Source organism: Cellulomonas fimi (assembly GCF_012952065.1).
Lineage (GTDB): Bacteria > Actinomycetota > Actinomycetes > Actinomycetales > Cellulomonadaceae > Pengzhenrongella > Pengzhenrongella fimi_A.
Window position 1 is genome coordinate 1 of sequence record NZ_JABCJJ010000030.1, and the last position, 15,683, is coordinate 15,683.

Sequence of the window (15,683 nt, forward strand, 5' to 3'; positions counted from 1 at the left end):
CGTTCCGGCGTTGACCGGGACCGACCCGACCACGATGAACCCACCGGCGAGCCCGAGGCAACCGCCACATCCCAGCGCCATCTTCCCCACCCACGATGCGCCCGCAGGGCGCTCAAATGCTCAGCCGAAGGAACCGCCGCACGCGCACGAGCTGCCGGCGTTCGGGTTGTCGATCGTGAACCCCTGCTTCTCGATCGTGTCCGCGAAGTCGATCGTCGCGCCGTCGAGGTAGGGCACGCTCATCTTGTCGACCACGACCTCGACGCCCTCGTAGTCCCGCAGGGCGTCGCCCTCGAGGACGCGCTCGTCGAAGTAGAGCTGGTAGATCAGGCCCGAGCACCCACCGGGCTGCACCGCGACGCGAAGGCGGAGGTCGTCGCGGCCCTCCTGCTCGAGGAGGCTGCGGATCTTGCCCGCGGCGACGTCGGTCAGGTCGACGCCGTGCGTCGCGGTCTCGGTGGTCTCGCTCATCATCACTCCGCAGGTCTCGACGGTTCCCGGGGCGAGTGCCACCGGAGGGACTCTGGTCGACCGGTCAACGTCGCGCTCGTGGTCGGTTGTTCCCGGCCAGCCTACGTCGAGTTCCCCGGGCCGTCAGCACGCGTCGCGACCGGCGGCCCAGGTGCGACCCGCCGTCAGCTCAGTGCGACCAGGTCCGCGCCACCCGCTCCGCGCGGGCCGCCAGCGTGCCCGCCGGGTCGGCGAGCGCGGCGCGCACCTGCGCGGGCGTGTCGGCCACCGCGTAGGCCGCCGCCACCCCCGCCGCGGCCCACTCGCGCCGCCCCACCTCGACCTGCCCCGCGAGCACCACGGCGGGGACGCCCGCGGCCAGCGCCCGCTCGGCGACCACCGCGACCACCGCGCCGTGCAGGGACTGCCAGTCGAACCGCCCCTCCCCCGTGACCACGACGTCCGCGTGACGCACCTGGTCGTCCAGGCCCACGGCGTCGGCCACGAGGCCCGACGCCGAGGCGACCCGCGCGCCGAGGAGCACCAGGCCGAAGCCCAGACCCCCCGCCGCCCCCGCTCCGGGCAGCCCCGTGAGCCGGGCGGCCGGGGAGGCGGTGCGGGCGGACGCGAGGAGGTCGGGACGCACCGCGCCCCGACCCAGCGTCGCGACGGCGGTGTGCGAGAAGTGCCCGAGCGCGCGCTCGAGCTCCTGAGCCTGTTCCCGGCTCGCTCCGCGCTCTGCAGCGAACGCCGCGCTCGCACCGTGCAGCCCCAGCAGAGGGACGTCGACGTCGGTCGCGACGACCAGCTCCACCCGAGCGAGCTCGTCGCGCAGGGCCGCGAGCCCTCGCAGGTCTGCCACGGTCACCGCGCCCAGCCCGCCACCACCGCCGCGGAGCGGCCCCGCCGCGCCCGTACCCACGCCGAGGGTCGCGAGCATGCCGGCGCCGGCGTCGTTCGTGGCCGACCCGGCGAGGCCGACGACGACGCGGCTCGCCCCGCTCTCCAGTGCCGCCCGCACCAGCTCCCCCACCCCGGACGACGTGGTGACCGTCGCGTCGCGGCGCTCGGGTGGCACCAGGCCCAGGCCGACCGCCTGGGCCGACTCCACGTAGGCGGTCCGCCCGCCGCCCGGCTCGTCGACGACGAGCACCGCGCCGGGAGTCGGTTCCCCGAGCGGAGACGCCACGGTGACGGACAACAGCTCGCCACCGCGGGCCGCCCGCAGCGTGTCGAGGAAGCCCGGTCCGCCGTCGGACAGCGGGCACGTCCGGACGTGGTCCGCGGGCGCAGCTCGCAGCCACCCGTCCCGCATCGCGCTCGCAGCCTCGAGAGCCGTCAGCGTGCCGCCGAAGCCGGTCGGGGCCATCACCACGCGCATGGCCGCCGATCCTGTCACAGCGCAAGGCCCGCTCGGGGTGCCGGGGCCTGTGGGAAGATGCGCGCGTGATCCCCACCGCGACCAGTCGGTTCACCGAGCCGGCGCCCTCGGCCCTGCTGCTGCTCGGGCGCGGCGTCGACCTCGTGTCCGAGCGCGGCGTCGAGTGCGCGGGCGAGCTCCCCGCACCGAGCGAGCCGGGGCTCGTCGAACGCGCCCGGGCGGCGCGCGCGGCGCTCGGCGACCGCGTCTTCGTGCTCGGCCACCACTACCAGCGCGACGAGGTCATCGACTTCGCGGACGTCACCGGTGACTCGTTCACGCTCGCGCGCGAGGCCGCGGCCCGTCCCGGCGCCGAGTTCATCGTGTTCTGCGGGGTGCACTTCATGGCCGAGTCGGCCGACATCCTCACGTCGCCCGACCAGCGAGTCGTGCTGCCCGACCTCGCGGCAGGCTGCTCCATGGCCGACATGGCGGCGATCCACCAGGTCGAGGACGCCTGGGACGTGCTGATCGAGGCGGGCGTCGCCGACCGCACCGTGCCGGTGACCTACATGAACTCGTCGGCCGCCATCAAGGCGTTCACCGGCCGCCGCGGCGGCACGGTCTGCACGTCGTCCAACGCCCAGGTGGCCCTCCGCTGGGCGTTCGACCGGGTGGGCGGGGTCGAGGGCACGGGCAAGGTCCTGTTCATGCCGGACCAGCACCTCGGGCGCAACACCGCGGTGCGGGAGCTGGGCCTCTCGCTCGACGACTGCGTGGTGCTCGACCCCCGCAAGCCGGGCGGCGGCCTCACGACGGCCGAGCTCGAGCGTGCCCGCATGATCCTGTGGCGCGGCCACTGCTCGGTGCACGGCCGGTTCTCCGAGCGCAACGTCGCCGAGATCCGCGCCGCCGTGCCCGACGTGACGGTGCTCGTGCACCCCGAGTGCACGCACGAGGTCGTCGAGGCGGCCGACCTGGTGGGCTCCACCGAGTTCATCGTCAAGGCGCTCGACGCCGCGGAGCCGGGCTCGTCGTGGGCGCTCGGCACCGAGCTCAACCTGGTCCGCCGTCTTGCGCGCGCGCACCCGGACAAGCAGGTCCACTACCTCGACTCGACCGTCTGCTTCTGCTCGACGATGAACCGGATCGACCTGCCGCACCTCGTCTGGACGCTCGAGTCCCTGGTGGCGGGCCGGGTGGTGAACCGCGTCGAGGTCGACCCCGACGACGCGCACTGGGCGCGCGTCGCGCTCGACCAGATGCTCGCCCTGCCGGGCTACTGAGGCGGCTCCTGGGCCACCCCGCGCCATCACGCCGACGACGAAGGAGCACCTCGTGAGCGTCCTGCGGGTCGGGATCTTCGTCTTCGACGACGCGGAGGAGCTCGACGTCGTCGGGCCCTACGAGGTGCTCGCGGCCTGGGCCGCGCTGTCGGCGTGGCGACCCGAGGTGCTCACCTTCTCCGCCGACGGCGCAGGCGTGCGGCTCGGGAAGGGGCTGCGGATCGTCCCCGACCGGTCCACCACCGACGTCGGCCCGATCCACGTGCTGGTCTACCCCGGCGGGCGGGGGACGCGGGTCCTGGTCAAGGACCGCGCGCACCTCGCCTGGCTCCGCGGGCTCCGGGCCGAGGTGCCGCTCGTGACGAGCGTCTGCACCGGCGCGCTCGTGCTCGCGGCGGCCGGGCTGCTCGCCGGCCGTCCGGCGACGACCCACTGGGGTGCGTTCGACGAGCTCGCCGCTCTCGACCCGAGCATCACGGCGGACACGGAGGCGCGCTTCGTGGACGACGGCGACGTGGTCACGGCGTCCGGGGTCTCCGCCGGCATCGACATGGCGCTCCACCTCGTCGCCCGGCTCGAGTCCCGGGAGATCGCCGCCCAGGTCCGGCGCGCGATCCAGTACGACCCGGCCCCGCCGGTCTGACCGTCGGAGTCGTGGCACGATCACGGGCGTGATCGCCTCCGACGCCCCCGTCCTCGAGCACGGCGTGCTCTCCGTCCGTCCCGGCCAGTCCGCCGCCTTCGAGGCCGCGCTCGCCCAGGCCCTCCCGCTGATCCGAGCCGCGCGGGGGTTCCGCGGGATCGACGTGCGCCGGTGCCACGAGCGCCCGGACACCTACCTGCTCCTCGTCGCGTGGGACTCGCTCGAGGACCACACCGAGGGGTTCCGCGGCTCGCCCGCGTTCGAGGAGTGGCGGGCGCTGACGCACCACTTCTACGACCCGATGCCGGTGATCGAGCACTTCACGCCGATGGCCGGCGGGACCGTCGCCGGATGAACCGGCTGCTGCGCCTCGCGTGGGTCGTGCTGCGCGCGCGGGCGAGAGGCGGGCGTCAGGGGTCGCCGCTCGACCGCTGGCGGACGCCCCTGCGCGTGCTCCCCCACGACCTCGACCTCCTGCGCCACATGAACAACGGCGTGTACCTGTCGCTCATGGACATCGGCCGGGTCGACATGATGGTGCGCTCCGGGGGGCAGCGCGCCCTGACCGTGCGCGGCTGGTACCCGGTGGTGGTGGCCGAGTCGATCCGGTTCCGGCGCTCGCTGCAGCTGTGGGAGCGCTTCGAGATCGTGACCCGCGTGCTCGGCTGGGACGAGCGGGTCGTCTACGTCGAGCAGGCCTTCGAGCGCCCCGCGGGCGACGGGGCGCCCGGCGGTCGCGAGGTCGTCGCGGAGGCCGTGGTGGTGGCCAGGTTCCTGGCCCGGTCCGGCGGCGGCGTCGACGCGCCCGAGGTCGCGGAGGCCTTCGGGATGCCGCGGCTCAGCCCCCCGGTGCCCGACGACGTCCTGGCGTGGGCCCGGTCGATCGACGTCGCCGCGCGCGCCTGAGGCGGACGGTCGCCGGCCGCCCGCGACACCGTCGGTCAGGAGCCCGCAGGCAGCCCTGCAGCGAGCCGCGTGAGCAGCAGCGTCTCGGCGAGCACGACCCGCTCGAGCTCGCCGAGGTGCACCGACTCGTCCGCGCCGTGCGCGCGCGAGTCCGGGTCCTCGACGCCGGTGACGAGGATGGCGGCGTCCGGGTACACCTCGAGCAGGTCGGCGATGAACGGGATCGACCCCCCGATCCCGATGTCGACCGGCGCCGTGGCCCAGGCCTGCTCGAACGCCCACCGCGCGGCGCGCATCGCGTCCGAGTCGGCGGGGGCCTGGAACGGCCGGCCGAGCTCGCCCTGCCGGACCGTCACGCGCGCCCCGAACGGTGCGTGGTCCACCAGGTGGCTCTCGAGCGCGGCGTACGCGGCCGCGGGGTCCTGACCGGGCGCGATCCGCAACGAGATCTTCGCGGTCGCGCGCGGCGTGATGGTGTTCGAGGCGCGCGCGACGCTCGGGGCGTCGATCCCGATGACGGCGATCGCGGGGCGCGTCCACATCCGCGCGGTGAGCGGCCCGGTGCCGGCCAGGCGGGCGCCGTCGACCAGCGCCGCGTCCGCGCGCATGGACGCCTCGTCGTAGTCGACCGTCGGGTCGGGCGCGGTCACGAGGCCCTGGACCGCGACGTCGCCCGCGTCGTCGTGCAGCGTGGCGACGAGGCGCGACAGGAGCGTGAGGGCGTCGAGCACCGGCCCCCCGTACATGCCCGAGTGCACCGCGTGCTCGAGCACGGCGACCTCCACCTCGAGGTCGACCAGACCGCGCAGCGACGTCGTCAGGCCGGGCACGCCGACCCGCCAGTTCGAGGAGTCGGCGACGACGATGACGTCCGCGCGGAGCAGCTCGGTGTACGTCTCGAGGAAGGCGCCGAAGGTCGGCGAGCCGATCTCCTCCTCCCCCTCGACGAACACGGTGACGCCGACGCCCAGCTCGTCGGCGAGCACGCGGAGCGCACCGACGTGGGCGATGACGCCGGCCTTGTCGTCCGCTGCCCCGCGCCCGTAGAGCCGCCCGTCGCGCTCGGTGGGCTCGAACGGCGGGGTGCCCCAAGCCGAGTCGTCCCCGGGCGGCTGCACGTCGTGGTGCGCGTAGAGCAGGACGGTCGGGGCGCCGTCGGGCCCGGGGCGGTGCGCGACCACGGCCGGCGCCCCCTCGCCAGCGCCGGGGAGCGGAGCCCGGAGGATCTGCACCTGGGGCATGCCGGCGTCGCGGAGCAGCGCGGCGACCGCGTCGGCGCTCGCCGCGACGTGGGCCTGGTCGAACGCCGCGTTCGAGACGCTCGGGATGCGCACGAGGGACTCGAGGTCGGCGCGGAGGGACGGGAAGGCGGCCGCGACCCGGGCGCGCAGGGCCTCGGTCGTCGGCGGGGTCGGGTCGGTCACGGGCGACCACGCTACCCCTGCGCTCGACTACCCTGGCCGGGTGTTCTCCCGCAGCAAGCCCGCCGCCACCACGCCCCCCGAAGGCTCCCGGACGCCGACGACCGACGACGCCGCGGTCCCCGGCCTGATCCAGCCCGGCGCGGGCAAGGGCCGCCCCACACCCAAGCGCAAGGAGGCCGAGGCGGCCAACAAGCGGCCCCTCGTCCCGACGGATCGTCGCGCGGCCGCGAAGTCCGCCCGCGCGGCGGCTCGCGTCCAGCGGGACCTCGAGTTCCGGGCGATGCAGACCGGCGACGAGCGCCATCTCCCTGCCAAGGACCGCGGTCCGGTCCGCCGCTACCTCCGCGACCACGTGGACGCGCGGTGGAACCTCGGCGAGTTCTTCCTGCCGGTCGCGCTGGTGTTCGTCGTGCTGACGTTCGCCCTGGGCCGCTACCCCCAGCTGCTGGCGCTGCTCACGGTCGTGCTCTACGGCATCGTGCTGCTCACGATCCTCGACGCCTACCTCATGTGGCGCGGCCTGAAGAAGAAGCTCGTCGCGAAGTTCGGCGGCGACGCGCGCCAGCGCGGGCTCGCGATGTACGCGGTCATGCGGGCGTTCCAGCTGCGGCGGGCGCGCCTGCCGCGCGTGCGGACCAAGCAGCACGGCCACTACCCCGACTAGTGTCGGGTGAATGGTCAACCACCGCTTCCTCGGCAGCTCCGGGCTCAAGATCTCGGAGATCACCTACGGCAACTGGCTCACGCACGGTTCGCAGGTCGAGAACGAGACCGCGACGGCCTGCGTGCAGGCCGCCCTCGACGCCGGCATCACCACGTTCGACACGGCCGACGTCTACGCGAACACCGTCGCCGAGAGCGTCCTCGGCGACGCGCTCAAGGGCCAGCGCCGCGAGAGCCTCGAGATCCTCACGAAGGTCTACTGGCCCACCGGGCCCAAGGGGCCCAACGACGCCGGTCTGTCGCGCAAGCACATCATGGAGTCGATCAACGGGTCGCTCGAGCGGCTCGGAACCGACTACGTCGACCTCTACCAGGCGCACCGCTACGACACCGAGACGCCGCTCGAGGAGACGATGCAGGCGTTCGCCGACGTCGTCCGTCAGGGCAAGGCCCTCTACATCGGCGTGAGCGAGTGGACCGCCGACCAGCTCCGGGCGGGTCACGCGCTGAGCCGTGAGCTCGGCTTCCAGCTGATCTCCAACCAGCCGCAGTACTCGATGCTCTGGCGCGTGATCGAGGGCGAGGTCGTCCCGACGTCGCGCGAGCTCGGGATCGCGCAGATCGTCTTCTCGCCCGTGGCGCAGGGCGTGCTGAGCGGAAAGTACGTACCCGGCGAGCCGCTGCCCGCCGGCTCGCGCGCGACGGACGAGAAGGGCGGCTCGACGTTCATCAGACGCTTCCTGCGCGACGACGTGCTCGCCCGGGTGCAGGAGCTGCGACCCGTCGCCGACCAGCTCGGGCTCACGCTCGCTCAGCTCGCCGTCGCGTGGGTGCTGCAGAACGACAACGTCGCGTCGGCGCTCATCGGCGCCTCCCGGCCCGAGCAGGTGGTGGAGAACGTCAAGGCCGCCGGGGTCGAGATCCCGGCCGAGCTGCTCGCCCGGATCGACGCCGTCCTGGGCGACGTCGTCGAGCACGATCCCGGCATGACGGCGCGCAACGCGCCGCAGGCCCGACCGGCCTGAGCCGTGCCGGTCCGCTGCGGGCTGCGGGGGGTGTCGTGAGGTCCGGCGTCAGGAACCGGGCCGACCGGCTCGTCCCCGCGCAGCTCGCGGCGCTGGCCGGGCTGGCGTGGCCCGGGCGCGCACGCCGGCGGCGGCTGGTCGTGCGGTTCGGTTCGGCGTACGAGCGGTACCGCGAGGTGACGCCGAGGTTCTTCGGGATCCCGCGGCGCACGGCCGCCGACGTGCGGGTCAGGGAACCCGCAGCGGAACGGGTGCCGTGACCTGCGTCCCGTCGTGCATCAACCGCGCGACCGCCACGTCCTGGCGCGCGAGCTCGCGCCACGTCTCACCGAGCCACTGCTCGGCGTCGAACTGGTTGCCGAAGACCGGGCTCACCGGCTGCTCGAGCCCGCGCCCCTCGGCGTCGTCGAACACCCATTCCCACTGCGGGCGGATCATGCGGCCGCCTCGCTCGTCGCGCCGGCCGCCGTCGGCTGCGCGATCAGTGCGCGGTTGAGGCGCCCGGCCCACGCCGGCCCGTGGTAGATGAAGCCGGTGTACCCCTGCACGAGGGTCGCGCCGGCCGCCAGGTAGGCGCGGGCGTCAGCCGCCGTCGTGATGCCCCCGACGCCGACGATCACGGGACCGGGCCCCAGGCGCGCCCGCAGGCGCCGCACGACCTCGAGACCGCGCGCCCGGAGCGGCGGACCCGACAGGCCGCCCTCCCCGAGGTCGTGGGCGATCGTCGTGTTGACGGCGACCACACCGTCGAGACCGAGCTCGACCGCGAGGTCCGCCACCGCGTCCACGTCGGGGTCGAGCAGGTCGGGCGCGATCTTGACCAGCAGCGGGACCCGTGGCCCGCCGCGCTCGGCCGTCGCGGTGTCGGCGGCCTGGCGCACGACGGTGAGGATGGGGCGCAGCGCCTCGACCGACTGCAGGTCGCGGAGGCCGGGCGTGTTGGGTGACGACACGTTGACGACCAGGTAGTCGGCGTACGGGGCCAGCAGGCCGGCGCTCGTCGCGTAGTCCGCCGGGGCGTCCGCGGCCGGCGTCACCTTCGTCTTGCCGATGTTGACGCCCACGACGATCGCCCGGCCCGACGGCGTCGCCCGCAGGCGGCGCAGACGTGCGGCCACCGCCGCGGCTCCCTCGTTGTTGAACCCCATGCGGTTGCGCAGCCCGCGCTGCTCGACGGCGCGCCAGAGGCGGGGCCGCGGGTTGCCCGGCTGCGGGTGTGCCGTCACGGTGCCGATCTCCACGAAGGCGAAGCCGAGCATCGCGAGCCCCCGTACGCCGGCGGCGTCCTTGTCGAAGCCCGCTGCCAGGCCGAGCGGACCGCGCAGCTCCCGCCCGAACGCGCGGACGGGTCGGGGAGGGTCCGGCAGGACGGCGCGCCGCACGAGCCCGGCGACGGGAGGCACGTCACCCGCCCACCGGATCACGCGCGACGCGAGCTCGTGGGCCCGCTCCGGGTCCGTACGACGCAGGACGTGGTCGAAGAGCAGGCGGTACACGCGCTCCAACGTAGTGGTCACGGGGTCACGGGGTCGCGTGCGCGGAGGCGTCCGCCGACGGGGCGGCGCGACGGGTACGCCAGAGCCATGCCAGCCCGAGGACCGGCAGGACGAGCGGCACGTACCCGTACCCGCGCCCGAACCCCGACCACACCGTCGCCTGCGGGAACGCGCCCGGGTCGACGAGGGACCACGTACCCACCACCAGCACCCCGACCAGCTCGACGGCGACCGCGGCGCCCGCGAGCCGACGCGAGCCACGCGCGAGCGCCACGGTGGCCACGACGTAGACGACCGCGGCGAACGCCGAGAGGCCGTACGCGAGCGGCGCCTCGTGCCAGTCGCGCGCGAGCTGCACCCCGGCGCGGGCGCTCGCCGAGATCGCGAACACTCCGTACACGGCGACGAGCACCCTGCCCGGGCCGGACGCCGTCGAGCGGGCGGTCGGGCGGACGGGAGCCGGGCGGGCAGCGCTCACGCCGTCCCCCCGATCTCTCACGCCGTCCCCCAGATCTCGAGCAGACGCCACTGCAGGACCGCGACGGTGACAGCGGCGACCACGAGCACGACCGAGCTCCACCGGGTGCGCTCGGCGAGCGCCCACACCGCCGCGAGCGGGAGCACGGCCAGCGACACGACGAGGTAGCCCCAGAAGGTCACGGGCTCGGTCACCACCGCGCCGCCGGCCACGAGGACGAGCGCGACGACGACCTGGACCAGGATCGCGGCCTCGACCACGCCCGCGCCCCAGAGCTGCCGGAGGACCACCGCACGGTCGCGGACCGCGAAGACGAGCGCCCACCCCGCGAGCGCGAGCGCGAGCAGGACGACGACCACGGCGAAGGGGGTGACCACGGTCCAGAAGGCTACCGGTGCACGCCGACTACGATCGTCGGGTGCGTCTCACACTGACCTCCAAGAACCCTGCCCGCCTCTCCGCCGACGCCCTCGTCGTCGCGACCGCCTCCGCCGAGGACGGCGTCGAGCTCGTCGGCGCGGACGCCCTGCCGGCCGCCCTGCGCGACCAGCTGACGCGTTCGGCCACGACCCTCGGCATCACCGGTGCTGCCGACGAGGTCCGCAAGGTCCCCGCGGGGGCCGACGTCGCGGCTCCCGTCCTGGTGCTGACGGGTCTCGGCCCGTCGTCGGCCACCTACGCACCCGAGACCCTGCGCCGCGCGGCGGGTGCGGCCACGCGTGAGCTCGCCGGCACGGCGTCGGTGGCGCTCGCGCTGCCGACCGCCGACGTCACCGAGCTCGCCGCCGTGGCCGAGGGTGCGCTCCTGGGCGCCTACTCCTACTCGCGCTACCGCGAGCAGAAGGCCGCCGCGAAGACCACGCCGGTCGCCACGATCCAGCTCGTCACGCCGCTCGACCGCGACGCGTCGGCGAAGGCGGCCCTCGCCCGCGCCGAGGCCGTGGCCGCTGCCGTGCACGGCACCCGCGACCTGGTCAACACGGCGCCCAACGACCTCTTCCCGGCGGCGTTCGCCGAGCTCGCCCGTGCCGCCGTCAAGGGCACCGGCGTCAAGATCACGGTCCTGGACGAGAAGGCGCTCACCACCGGCGGCTACGGCGGTCTGATCGCCGTGGGTCAGGGCTCGAGCCGGGGACCGCGGCTCGTCAAGGTGGCGTACGCGCCCTCCCGACCGACCGCCAAGGTCGCGCTCGTCGGCAAGGGCATTACGTTCGACTCCGGGGGCATCTCGATCAAGCCCGCGGCCGGCATGGAGGCGATGAAGTCCGACATGTCCGGGGCCGCCGCGGTGCTGCACACCGTGCTCGCGGCGGCGCGCCTCGAGCTCCCGGTCGCGGTGACCGGCTGGCTCTGCCTGGCGGAGAACATGCCGTCAGGCTCGGCCCAGCGCCCGTCCGACGTCATCACGATCCGGGGCGGCACGACCGTCGAGGTCCTCAACACCGACGCCGAGGGGCGACTGGTGCTGGCCGACGGCCTCGTCGCCGCGCTCGAGGAGAAGCCCGACGCCGTGCTCGACATCGCGACGCTCACGGGCGCGCAGATGGTCGCCCTGGGCAACCGCGTCTCCGCCGTGATGGGCACCGACGACGTGCGCGCCGAGGTGACGACCGCCGCGGAGGCGTCCGGGGAGCTGTTCTGGCCGATGCCGCTGCCCGACGACCTGCGCGCGGGCCTCAACTCCAAGGTCGCCGACCTCGCCAACATCGGCGAGCGGTGGGGGGGCATGCTGTCCGCGGGCATCTTCCTGCGCGAGTTCGTCGGGTCGACGCCCTGGGCCCACCTCGACATCGCCGGCCCGGCGTTCAACGAGAAGAGCGCGCACGGCTACACGCCGGTCGGCGGCACGGGGGTCGGTGTGCGGACGATGCTGGCGTACCTCGAGTCCCGGGCCACAGCGAAGCGCTGAGCGTCCGCGCGACGCCCGACGTCGGGACGCCCCGGTTCAGGCCGGGGTGTCCCGCGCGCGCTTGGCGAGGATGCGCTGGCGGCTGTTCCAGTCGCGCATGCGCTGCGGGTAGCCGCTGCGGTGCACGTCGTAGACGGGGATGCCCAGACTCTTCGCGACGTGGTGGGCGGTGCGCGCGTCCGGTACCCGGCGCCGCGTCCACTCGCCGGTGCTCGCGATGAGCACGAGCGTCATCGGGGTGGAGCTCGTGACCGGCTCGATGTACGCCTCGACGCCGACGCGCGTGCGGACGAACTCGCGGAAGTGCGCGAGGGTGGCCCGCTGCGCGTCGCGCGGCGAGGTGGGCGGCGTCGAGCCCGCAGGCTGCCGCCGGGAGAAGAGGCCCATCGCGGCAGAGTAGAGCCCGAGCCTGGGCACGCGCGCGGAACTGCCCTGATCGGACCACGAGCGGCGTGGCGCCCGGCCCACCCGGCTCAGACCTGGGATGAATGTTCCCACCGTCACACCCTGGCAGTCCCCACCCGGTTAGAGGTCGAGCACGGGTGATGACAAGATGGGCGGCGAGCACGGCATGCACCCCCACGTCTGCGCTGAGGAGTCCCACGTGGCTGACACGAACGGCACCGCTTTCGACATCGTCGTCCTGGGCGGAGGCAGCGGCGGCTACGCGACCGCGCTGCGCGCCGCTCAGCTCGGCCTCTCCGTCGCCCTGGTCGAGGGAGGCAAGCTCGGGGGGACCTGCCTCCACAACGGCTGCATCCCGACCAAGGCCCTCCTCCATGCGGCGGAGCTCGCCGACAACGCGCGCGCGGGTGAGCAGTTCGGCGTGCACTCCACGCTCGACCACATCGACATGGCGGGCGTGAACAAGTACAAGGACAACGTGATCGGCCGGCTCTACAAGGGCCTGCAGGGTCTGGTGAAGTCGCGTGGCGTCACCTACGTCGACGGCTGGGGCACGCTGGTCGGGCCCGACGCCGTCGAGGTCAACGGGCAGCGCTACACCGGGCGCCACGTGGTCGTCGCGACCGGGTCGTACGCACGCTCGGTGCCCGGCCTGGAGATCGGTGGCCGCGTCATCACCTCCGACCAGGCACTGCAGCTCGACTTCGTCCCGAAGTCCGTGGTGGTCCTCGGGGGCGGCGTCATCGGCGTCGAGTTCGCGAGCGTGTGGAAGTCCTTCGGCGTCGACGTGACGATCATCGAGGCGCTCCCCCACCTGGTCCCCAACGAGGACGAGGCGCTCAGCAAGGCCTTCGAGCGCGCGTTCCGCAAGCGCGGGATCAAGTTCAACGTCGGCGTGCGCTTCTCGGGCGTCACGCAGAACGACTCGGGCGTCCAGGTCTCGCTCGAGGACGGCACGACGTTCGACGCCGACCTCCTCCTCGTGGCGGTCGGCCGCGGCCCCCACACGAACGGCCTGGGGTACGAGGAGCAGGGACTCACGCTCGACCGTGGCTTCGTCCTCACGAACGAGCGCCTGCACACGGGCGTCGGCAACATCTACGCCGTCGGGGACATCGTCCCCGGCCTCCAGCTCGCGCACCGCGGCTTCGCCCAGGGCATCTTCGTGGCCGAGGAGATCGCGGGCCTCAACCCGCCCGCCATCGTGGAGTCGGGAATCCCGCGCGTGACCTACTCCGATCCCGAGGTCGCCTCGGTGGGCCTGACGGAGGCCAAGGCCAAGGAGGTCCACGGGGCGGACGCCGTCGAGACGCTCGAGTACAACCTCGGCGGGAACGGCAAGAGCCAGATCCTCGCGACGGCCGGGTTCATCAAGCTGGTCCGCCAGAAGGACGGCCCCGTGGTCGGGGTCCACATGATCGGTGCCCGCGTCGGCGAGCTCATCGGCGAGGGTCAGCTCATCGTCAACTGGGAGGCCTACCCCGAGGACGTCGCTGCGCTCGTGCACGCGCACCCGACGCAGAACGAAGCGCTCGGAGAGGCCCACCTGGCTCTCGCGGGCAAGCCGCTGCACGCCCACAACTGACCCCGATCGAAGGAGACACGAGCGGTCATGTCTGACTCCGTGCAGATGCCGGCGCTCGGTGAGAGCGTCACCGAGGGCACCGTCACCCGTTGGCTCAAGAACGTCGGCGACACCATCGCCGTGGACGAGCCCCTGCTCGAGGTGTCGACCGACAAGGTCGACACCGAGATCCCCTCGCCCTTCGCGGGCGTCCTCGAGCAGATCCTCGTCCAGGAGGACGAGACGGTCGAGGTCGGCGCGGCGCTGGCCGTCATCGGGTCGGGCGAGGGTGGGGGCGGTGGTGACGCTGAGCCCGAGCAGTCGCAGGAGTCCGAGCAGCCCGCCCAGCAGGCGGCGCAGCAGCCGGCCCAGGACCAGGCGGCCGAGGCGGGATCGTCGTACGGCGACCCCGAGCCCGAGGCCGAGGTCGCCCCGCGGGCCGAGCAGCCTGCGTCCGACGTCGCGCCGCAGGCCGGGCAGCCCGCGTCCGACGCCGCGCCGCAGGCCGGGCAGCCCGCGTCCGGCGACGGGCAGGGCGGCGACGACCAGCCCGGTGGCGGACAGGGCGGTGCCGCACAGGGCGGTGGCGGTTCCGACGGCTCGCAGGTCACCATGCCCGCGCTCGGCGAGAGCGTGACCGAGGGCACCGTGACGCGCTGGCTGAAGTCGGTGGGCGACGACGTCGCGGTCGACGAGCCCCTGCTCGAGGTCTCGACCGACAAGGTCGACACCGAGATCCCCTCGCCGTTCGCCGGCACGCTGCAGCAGATCTTCGTCCAGGAGGACGAGACGGTCGAGGTGGGCGCCCCCCTCGCCCTGATCGGCTCGGGTGCTGCCGGGACCGCCCCGGCGGCGCCGTCGGGGTCCCCGACTGCACAAGCGCCCGCACCGGCCCGGACGGACGCCGACCCGCAGGTCGCAGCGCCCGACGAGGCGGCGGCTCCGCCCCCCGAGCAGGCGCCCGCTCAGCAGCCACCTGCTCGGCCGGCCCAGCCTCAGCAGGCGCAGGCACCCGCGGCACAGGCACCCGCCCCGGCCGCGGCGTCGGTCCCTGCACAGGCTGCCCCTGCACAGGCCGCCCCCGCGCCGTCGGCCTCGGGCAGCTACCTGACGCCGCTGGTCCGCAAGCTCGCAGCGGAGAAGGGCGTCGACGTCTCGACCCTGACGGGGACCGGCGTCGGCGGCCGCATCCGCAAGGAGGACGTCCTCGAGGCCGCCGCCAAGGCCGAGGCCGCGAAGGCGGAGGCCGCGAAGGCCGCTCCCGCCACGTCGGCCGCGGCTCCGGCCGCAGCCGCGCCGAAGCCGGCCGCGCCCGCGATCTCCCCGCTGCGAGGCACGACCGAGAAGATGACGCGGCTGCGCAAGCTCGTCGCGTCGCGCATGGTCGAGTCGATGCAGACGTCGGCGCAGCTCACGACGGTCGTCGAGGTCGACGCGACCAAGATCGCCCGCCTCCGGGCGCGGGCCAAGGCGGACTTCCAGGCGCGCGAGGGCGTCAACCTCACGTTCCTGCCGTTCTTCGCCCTCGCGGCGGTCGAGGCGCTGAAGACCTACCCGAAGGTCAACGCGAGCATCGACGGCGACCAGATCGTCTACCACGACTCCGAGAACCTCGGGATCGCGGTCGACACCGAGCGTGGGCTGGTCGTGCCCGTGATCAAGGGCGCGGGCGACCTCAACCTCGCCGGCATCGCGCGCAAGATCGCCGACCTCGCGTCGCGGACGAGGGCCAACAAGGTCGGCCCGGACGACCTCGCCGGCGGCACCTTCACGATCACGAACACCGGATCCGGCGGCGCCTTGATCGACACGCCCATCGTGGCGATGCCGCAGGTCGCGATCCTCGGCACCGGCACCATCGTCAAGCGCCCCGTCGTGGTGAAGGACGCCGACGGCGCCGACACCATCGCGATCCGCTCGATGATGTACCTGTTCCTCTCCTACGACCACCGGCTGGTCGACGGCGCGGATGCCGCCCGGTACCTGGCGGCGGTCAAGAACCGCATCGAGGAGGGGGCGTTCGAGTCCGAGCTCGGGCTCTGATCGTCTGCTCCCTCACGACGCCCGCCCGCCA

The 15,683-nt window shown here is 74.0% G+C and carries 18 protein-coding genes; 10 read left to right on the forward strand and 8 right to left on the reverse strand.

Annotation, left to right across the window (positions count from 1 at the left end; genetic code table 11):
* Window positions 1-120: 120 nt before the first annotated feature.
* Window positions 121-471, reverse strand: a complete 351-nt coding sequence (locus HIR71_RS13930) for a HesB/IscA family protein (protein WP_169325673.1) — start codon at window positions 469-471, stop codon at window positions 121-123.
* Between the two features lie 169 nt (window positions 472-640).
* Window positions 641-1,831 (reverse strand): glycerate kinase family protein, encoded by a 1,191-nt coding sequence (locus tag HIR71_RS13935; RefSeq protein ID WP_169325674.1) that lies wholly within the window; start codon window positions 1,829-1,831, stop codon window positions 641-643.
* A 65-nt stretch (window positions 1,832-1,896) separates the two neighbouring features.
* On the opposite strand from HIR71_RS13935, the gene nadA reads away from it, so the two are divergent.
* Genes nadA through HIR71_RS13955 form a run of 4 tightly spaced genes read left to right on the forward strand, consistent with a single transcriptional unit; the run spans window position 1,897 to window position 4,645 of the window.
* A complete protein-coding gene (gene nadA, locus HIR71_RS13940) occupies window positions 1,897-3,096 on the forward strand; it encodes a quinolinate synthase NadA (RefSeq protein WP_396031745.1) in 1,200 nt (399 codons plus the stop codon).
* Window positions 3,097-3,148: 52 nt separating this feature from the next.
* Window positions 3,149-3,739 (forward strand): DJ-1/PfpI family protein, encoded by a 591-nt coding sequence (locus HIR71_RS13945; RefSeq protein ID WP_169325675.1) that lies wholly within the window; start codon window positions 3,149-3,151, stop codon window positions 3,737-3,739.
* A gap of 28 nt (window positions 3,740-3,767) precedes the next feature.
* Window positions 3,768-4,094: an antibiotic biosynthesis monooxygenase family protein gene (locus HIR71_RS13950; RefSeq protein WP_311836294.1), complete on the forward strand. Its 327-nt coding sequence runs from the start codon at window positions 3,768-3,770 to the stop codon at window positions 4,092-4,094.
* Window positions 4,091-4,645 (forward strand): acyl-CoA thioesterase, encoded by a 555-nt coding sequence (locus HIR71_RS13955; RefSeq protein WP_169325676.1) that lies wholly within the window; start codon window positions 4,091-4,093, stop codon window positions 4,643-4,645. The genes HIR71_RS13950 and HIR71_RS13955 overlap by 4 nt, the downstream gene beginning before the upstream one ends.
* A 35-nt stretch (window positions 4,646-4,680) precedes the next feature.
* Here the strand turns inward: HIR71_RS13955 and HIR71_RS13960 are convergent, their stop codons facing one another.
* Entirely contained in the window at window positions 4,681-6,069 is a 1,389-nt protein-coding gene (locus HIR71_RS13960; RefSeq protein WP_169325677.1) for a dipeptidase, read from the reverse strand.
* A 40-nt stretch (window positions 6,070-6,109) separates the two neighbouring features.
* Between HIR71_RS13960 and HIR71_RS13965 the strand changes: the two genes are divergently transcribed.
* The 3 genes from HIR71_RS13965 to HIR71_RS13975 are packed head-to-tail and all read left to right on the forward strand — an operon-like array spanning window position 6,110 to window position 8,017.
* A complete protein-coding gene (locus HIR71_RS13965; RefSeq protein ID WP_311836295.1) occupies window positions 6,110-6,733 on the forward strand; it encodes a DUF3043 domain-containing protein in 624 nt (207 codons plus the stop codon).
* A 10-nt stretch (window positions 6,734-6,743) separates the two neighbouring features.
* Window positions 6,744-7,757, forward strand: coding sequence for an aldo/keto reductase family protein (locus HIR71_RS13970; RefSeq protein ID WP_169325679.1), 1,014 nt, complete (start codon window positions 6,744-6,746; stop codon window positions 7,755-7,757).
* 35 nt (window positions 7,758-7,792) lie between these two features.
* A complete protein-coding gene (locus HIR71_RS13975; protein ID WP_169325680.1) occupies window positions 7,793-8,017 on the forward strand; it encodes a hypothetical protein in 225 nt (74 codons plus the stop codon).
* On the opposite strand, the gene HIR71_RS13980 is transcribed toward HIR71_RS13975, so the two are convergent.
* The 4 genes from HIR71_RS13980 to HIR71_RS13995 are packed head-to-tail and all read right to left on the reverse strand — an operon-like array spanning window position 7,986 to window position 10,108.
* Window positions 7,986-8,195 (reverse strand): hypothetical protein, encoded by a 210-nt coding sequence (locus HIR71_RS13980; protein ID WP_169325681.1) that lies wholly within the window; start codon window positions 8,193-8,195, stop codon window positions 7,986-7,988. The two genes, HIR71_RS13975 and HIR71_RS13980, sit on opposite strands and share 32 nt — an antisense overlap.
* The gene (locus tag HIR71_RS13985; RefSeq protein ID WP_169325699.1) at window positions 8,192-9,253 is read right to left on the reverse strand and encodes a quinone-dependent dihydroorotate dehydrogenase; all 1,062 of its coding nucleotides are present in this window, start codon (window positions 9,251-9,253) and stop codon (window positions 8,192-8,194) included. Before HIR71_RS13985 ends, HIR71_RS13980 begins: the two co-directional genes overlap by 4 nt.
* A 25-nt stretch (window positions 9,254-9,278) precedes the next feature.
* Window positions 9,279-9,731, reverse strand: a complete 453-nt coding sequence (locus HIR71_RS13990; protein WP_169325682.1) for a hypothetical protein — start codon at window positions 9,729-9,731, stop codon at window positions 9,279-9,281.
* 17 nt (window positions 9,732-9,748) lie between these two features.
* A complete protein-coding gene (locus HIR71_RS13995; protein WP_169325683.1) occupies window positions 9,749-10,108 on the reverse strand; it encodes a hypothetical protein in 360 nt (119 codons plus the stop codon).
* Window positions 10,109-10,149: 41 nt separating this feature from the next.
* On the opposite strand from HIR71_RS13995, the gene HIR71_RS14000 reads away from it, so the two are divergent.
* Entirely contained in the window at window positions 10,150-11,640 is a 1,491-nt protein-coding gene (locus HIR71_RS14000; protein WP_169325684.1) for a leucyl aminopeptidase, read from the forward strand.
* Window positions 11,641-11,676: 36 nt separating this feature from the next.
* Here the strand turns inward: HIR71_RS14000 and HIR71_RS14005 are convergent, their stop codons facing one another.
* A complete protein-coding gene (locus HIR71_RS14005; protein ID WP_169325685.1) occupies window positions 11,677-12,027 on the reverse strand; it encodes an oxidoreductase in 351 nt (116 codons plus the stop codon).
* 184 nt (window positions 12,028-12,211) lie between these two features.
* On the opposite strand from HIR71_RS14005, the gene lpdA reads away from it, so the two are divergent.
* Both lpdA and sucB read left to right on the forward strand, forming a co-directional pair.
* Complete coding sequence (lpdA, locus tag HIR71_RS14010; protein ID WP_169325686.1) at window positions 12,212-13,630, forward strand: dihydrolipoyl dehydrogenase; 1,419 nt, start codon at window positions 12,212-12,214, stop codon at window positions 13,628-13,630.
* Window positions 13,631-13,657: 27 nt separating this feature from the next.
* A complete protein-coding gene (sucB, locus tag HIR71_RS14015) occupies window positions 13,658-15,652 on the forward strand; it encodes a 2-oxoglutarate dehydrogenase, E2 component, dihydrolipoamide succinyltransferase (RefSeq protein ID WP_169325687.1) in 1,995 nt (664 codons plus the stop codon).
* Window positions 15,653-15,683: the final 31 nt, after the last annotated feature.

What these genes read in the sequence shown, in the direction of transcription:
- HIR71_RS13935 (WP_169325674.1), bottom strand. Translation starts at nt 1,831, where the DNA reads ATGCGCGTGGTGATGGCCCCGACCGGCTTCGGCGGCACGCTGACGGCT.
- HIR71_RS13955 (WP_169325676.1), top strand. Translation starts at nt 4,091, where the DNA reads ATGAACCGGCTGCTGCGCCTCGCGTGGGTCGTGCTGCGCGCGCGGGCG.
- HIR71_RS14005 (WP_169325685.1), bottom strand. Translation starts at nt 12,027, where the DNA reads ATGGGCCTCTTCTCCCGGCGGCAGCCTGCGGGCTCGACGCCGCCCACC.
- HIR71_RS13980 (WP_169325681.1), bottom strand. Translation starts at nt 8,195, where the DNA reads ATGATCCGCCCGCAGTGGGAATGGGTGTTCGACGACGCCGAGGGGCGC.
- sucB (WP_169325687.1), top strand. Translation starts at nt 13,658, where the DNA reads ATGTCTGACTCCGTGCAGATGCCGGCGCTCGGTGAGAGCGTCACCGAG.
- HIR71_RS13930 (WP_169325673.1), bottom strand. Translation starts at nt 471, where the DNA reads ATGAGCGAGACCACCGAGACCGCGACGCACGGCGTCGACCTGACCGAC.
- HIR71_RS13970 (WP_169325679.1), top strand. Translation starts at nt 6,744, where the DNA reads ATGGTCAACCACCGCTTCCTCGGCAGCTCCGGGCTCAAGATCTCGGAG.
- lpdA (WP_169325686.1), top strand. Translation starts at nt 12,212, where the DNA reads ATGCACCCCCACGTCTGCGCTGAGGAGTCCCACGTGGCTGACACGAAC.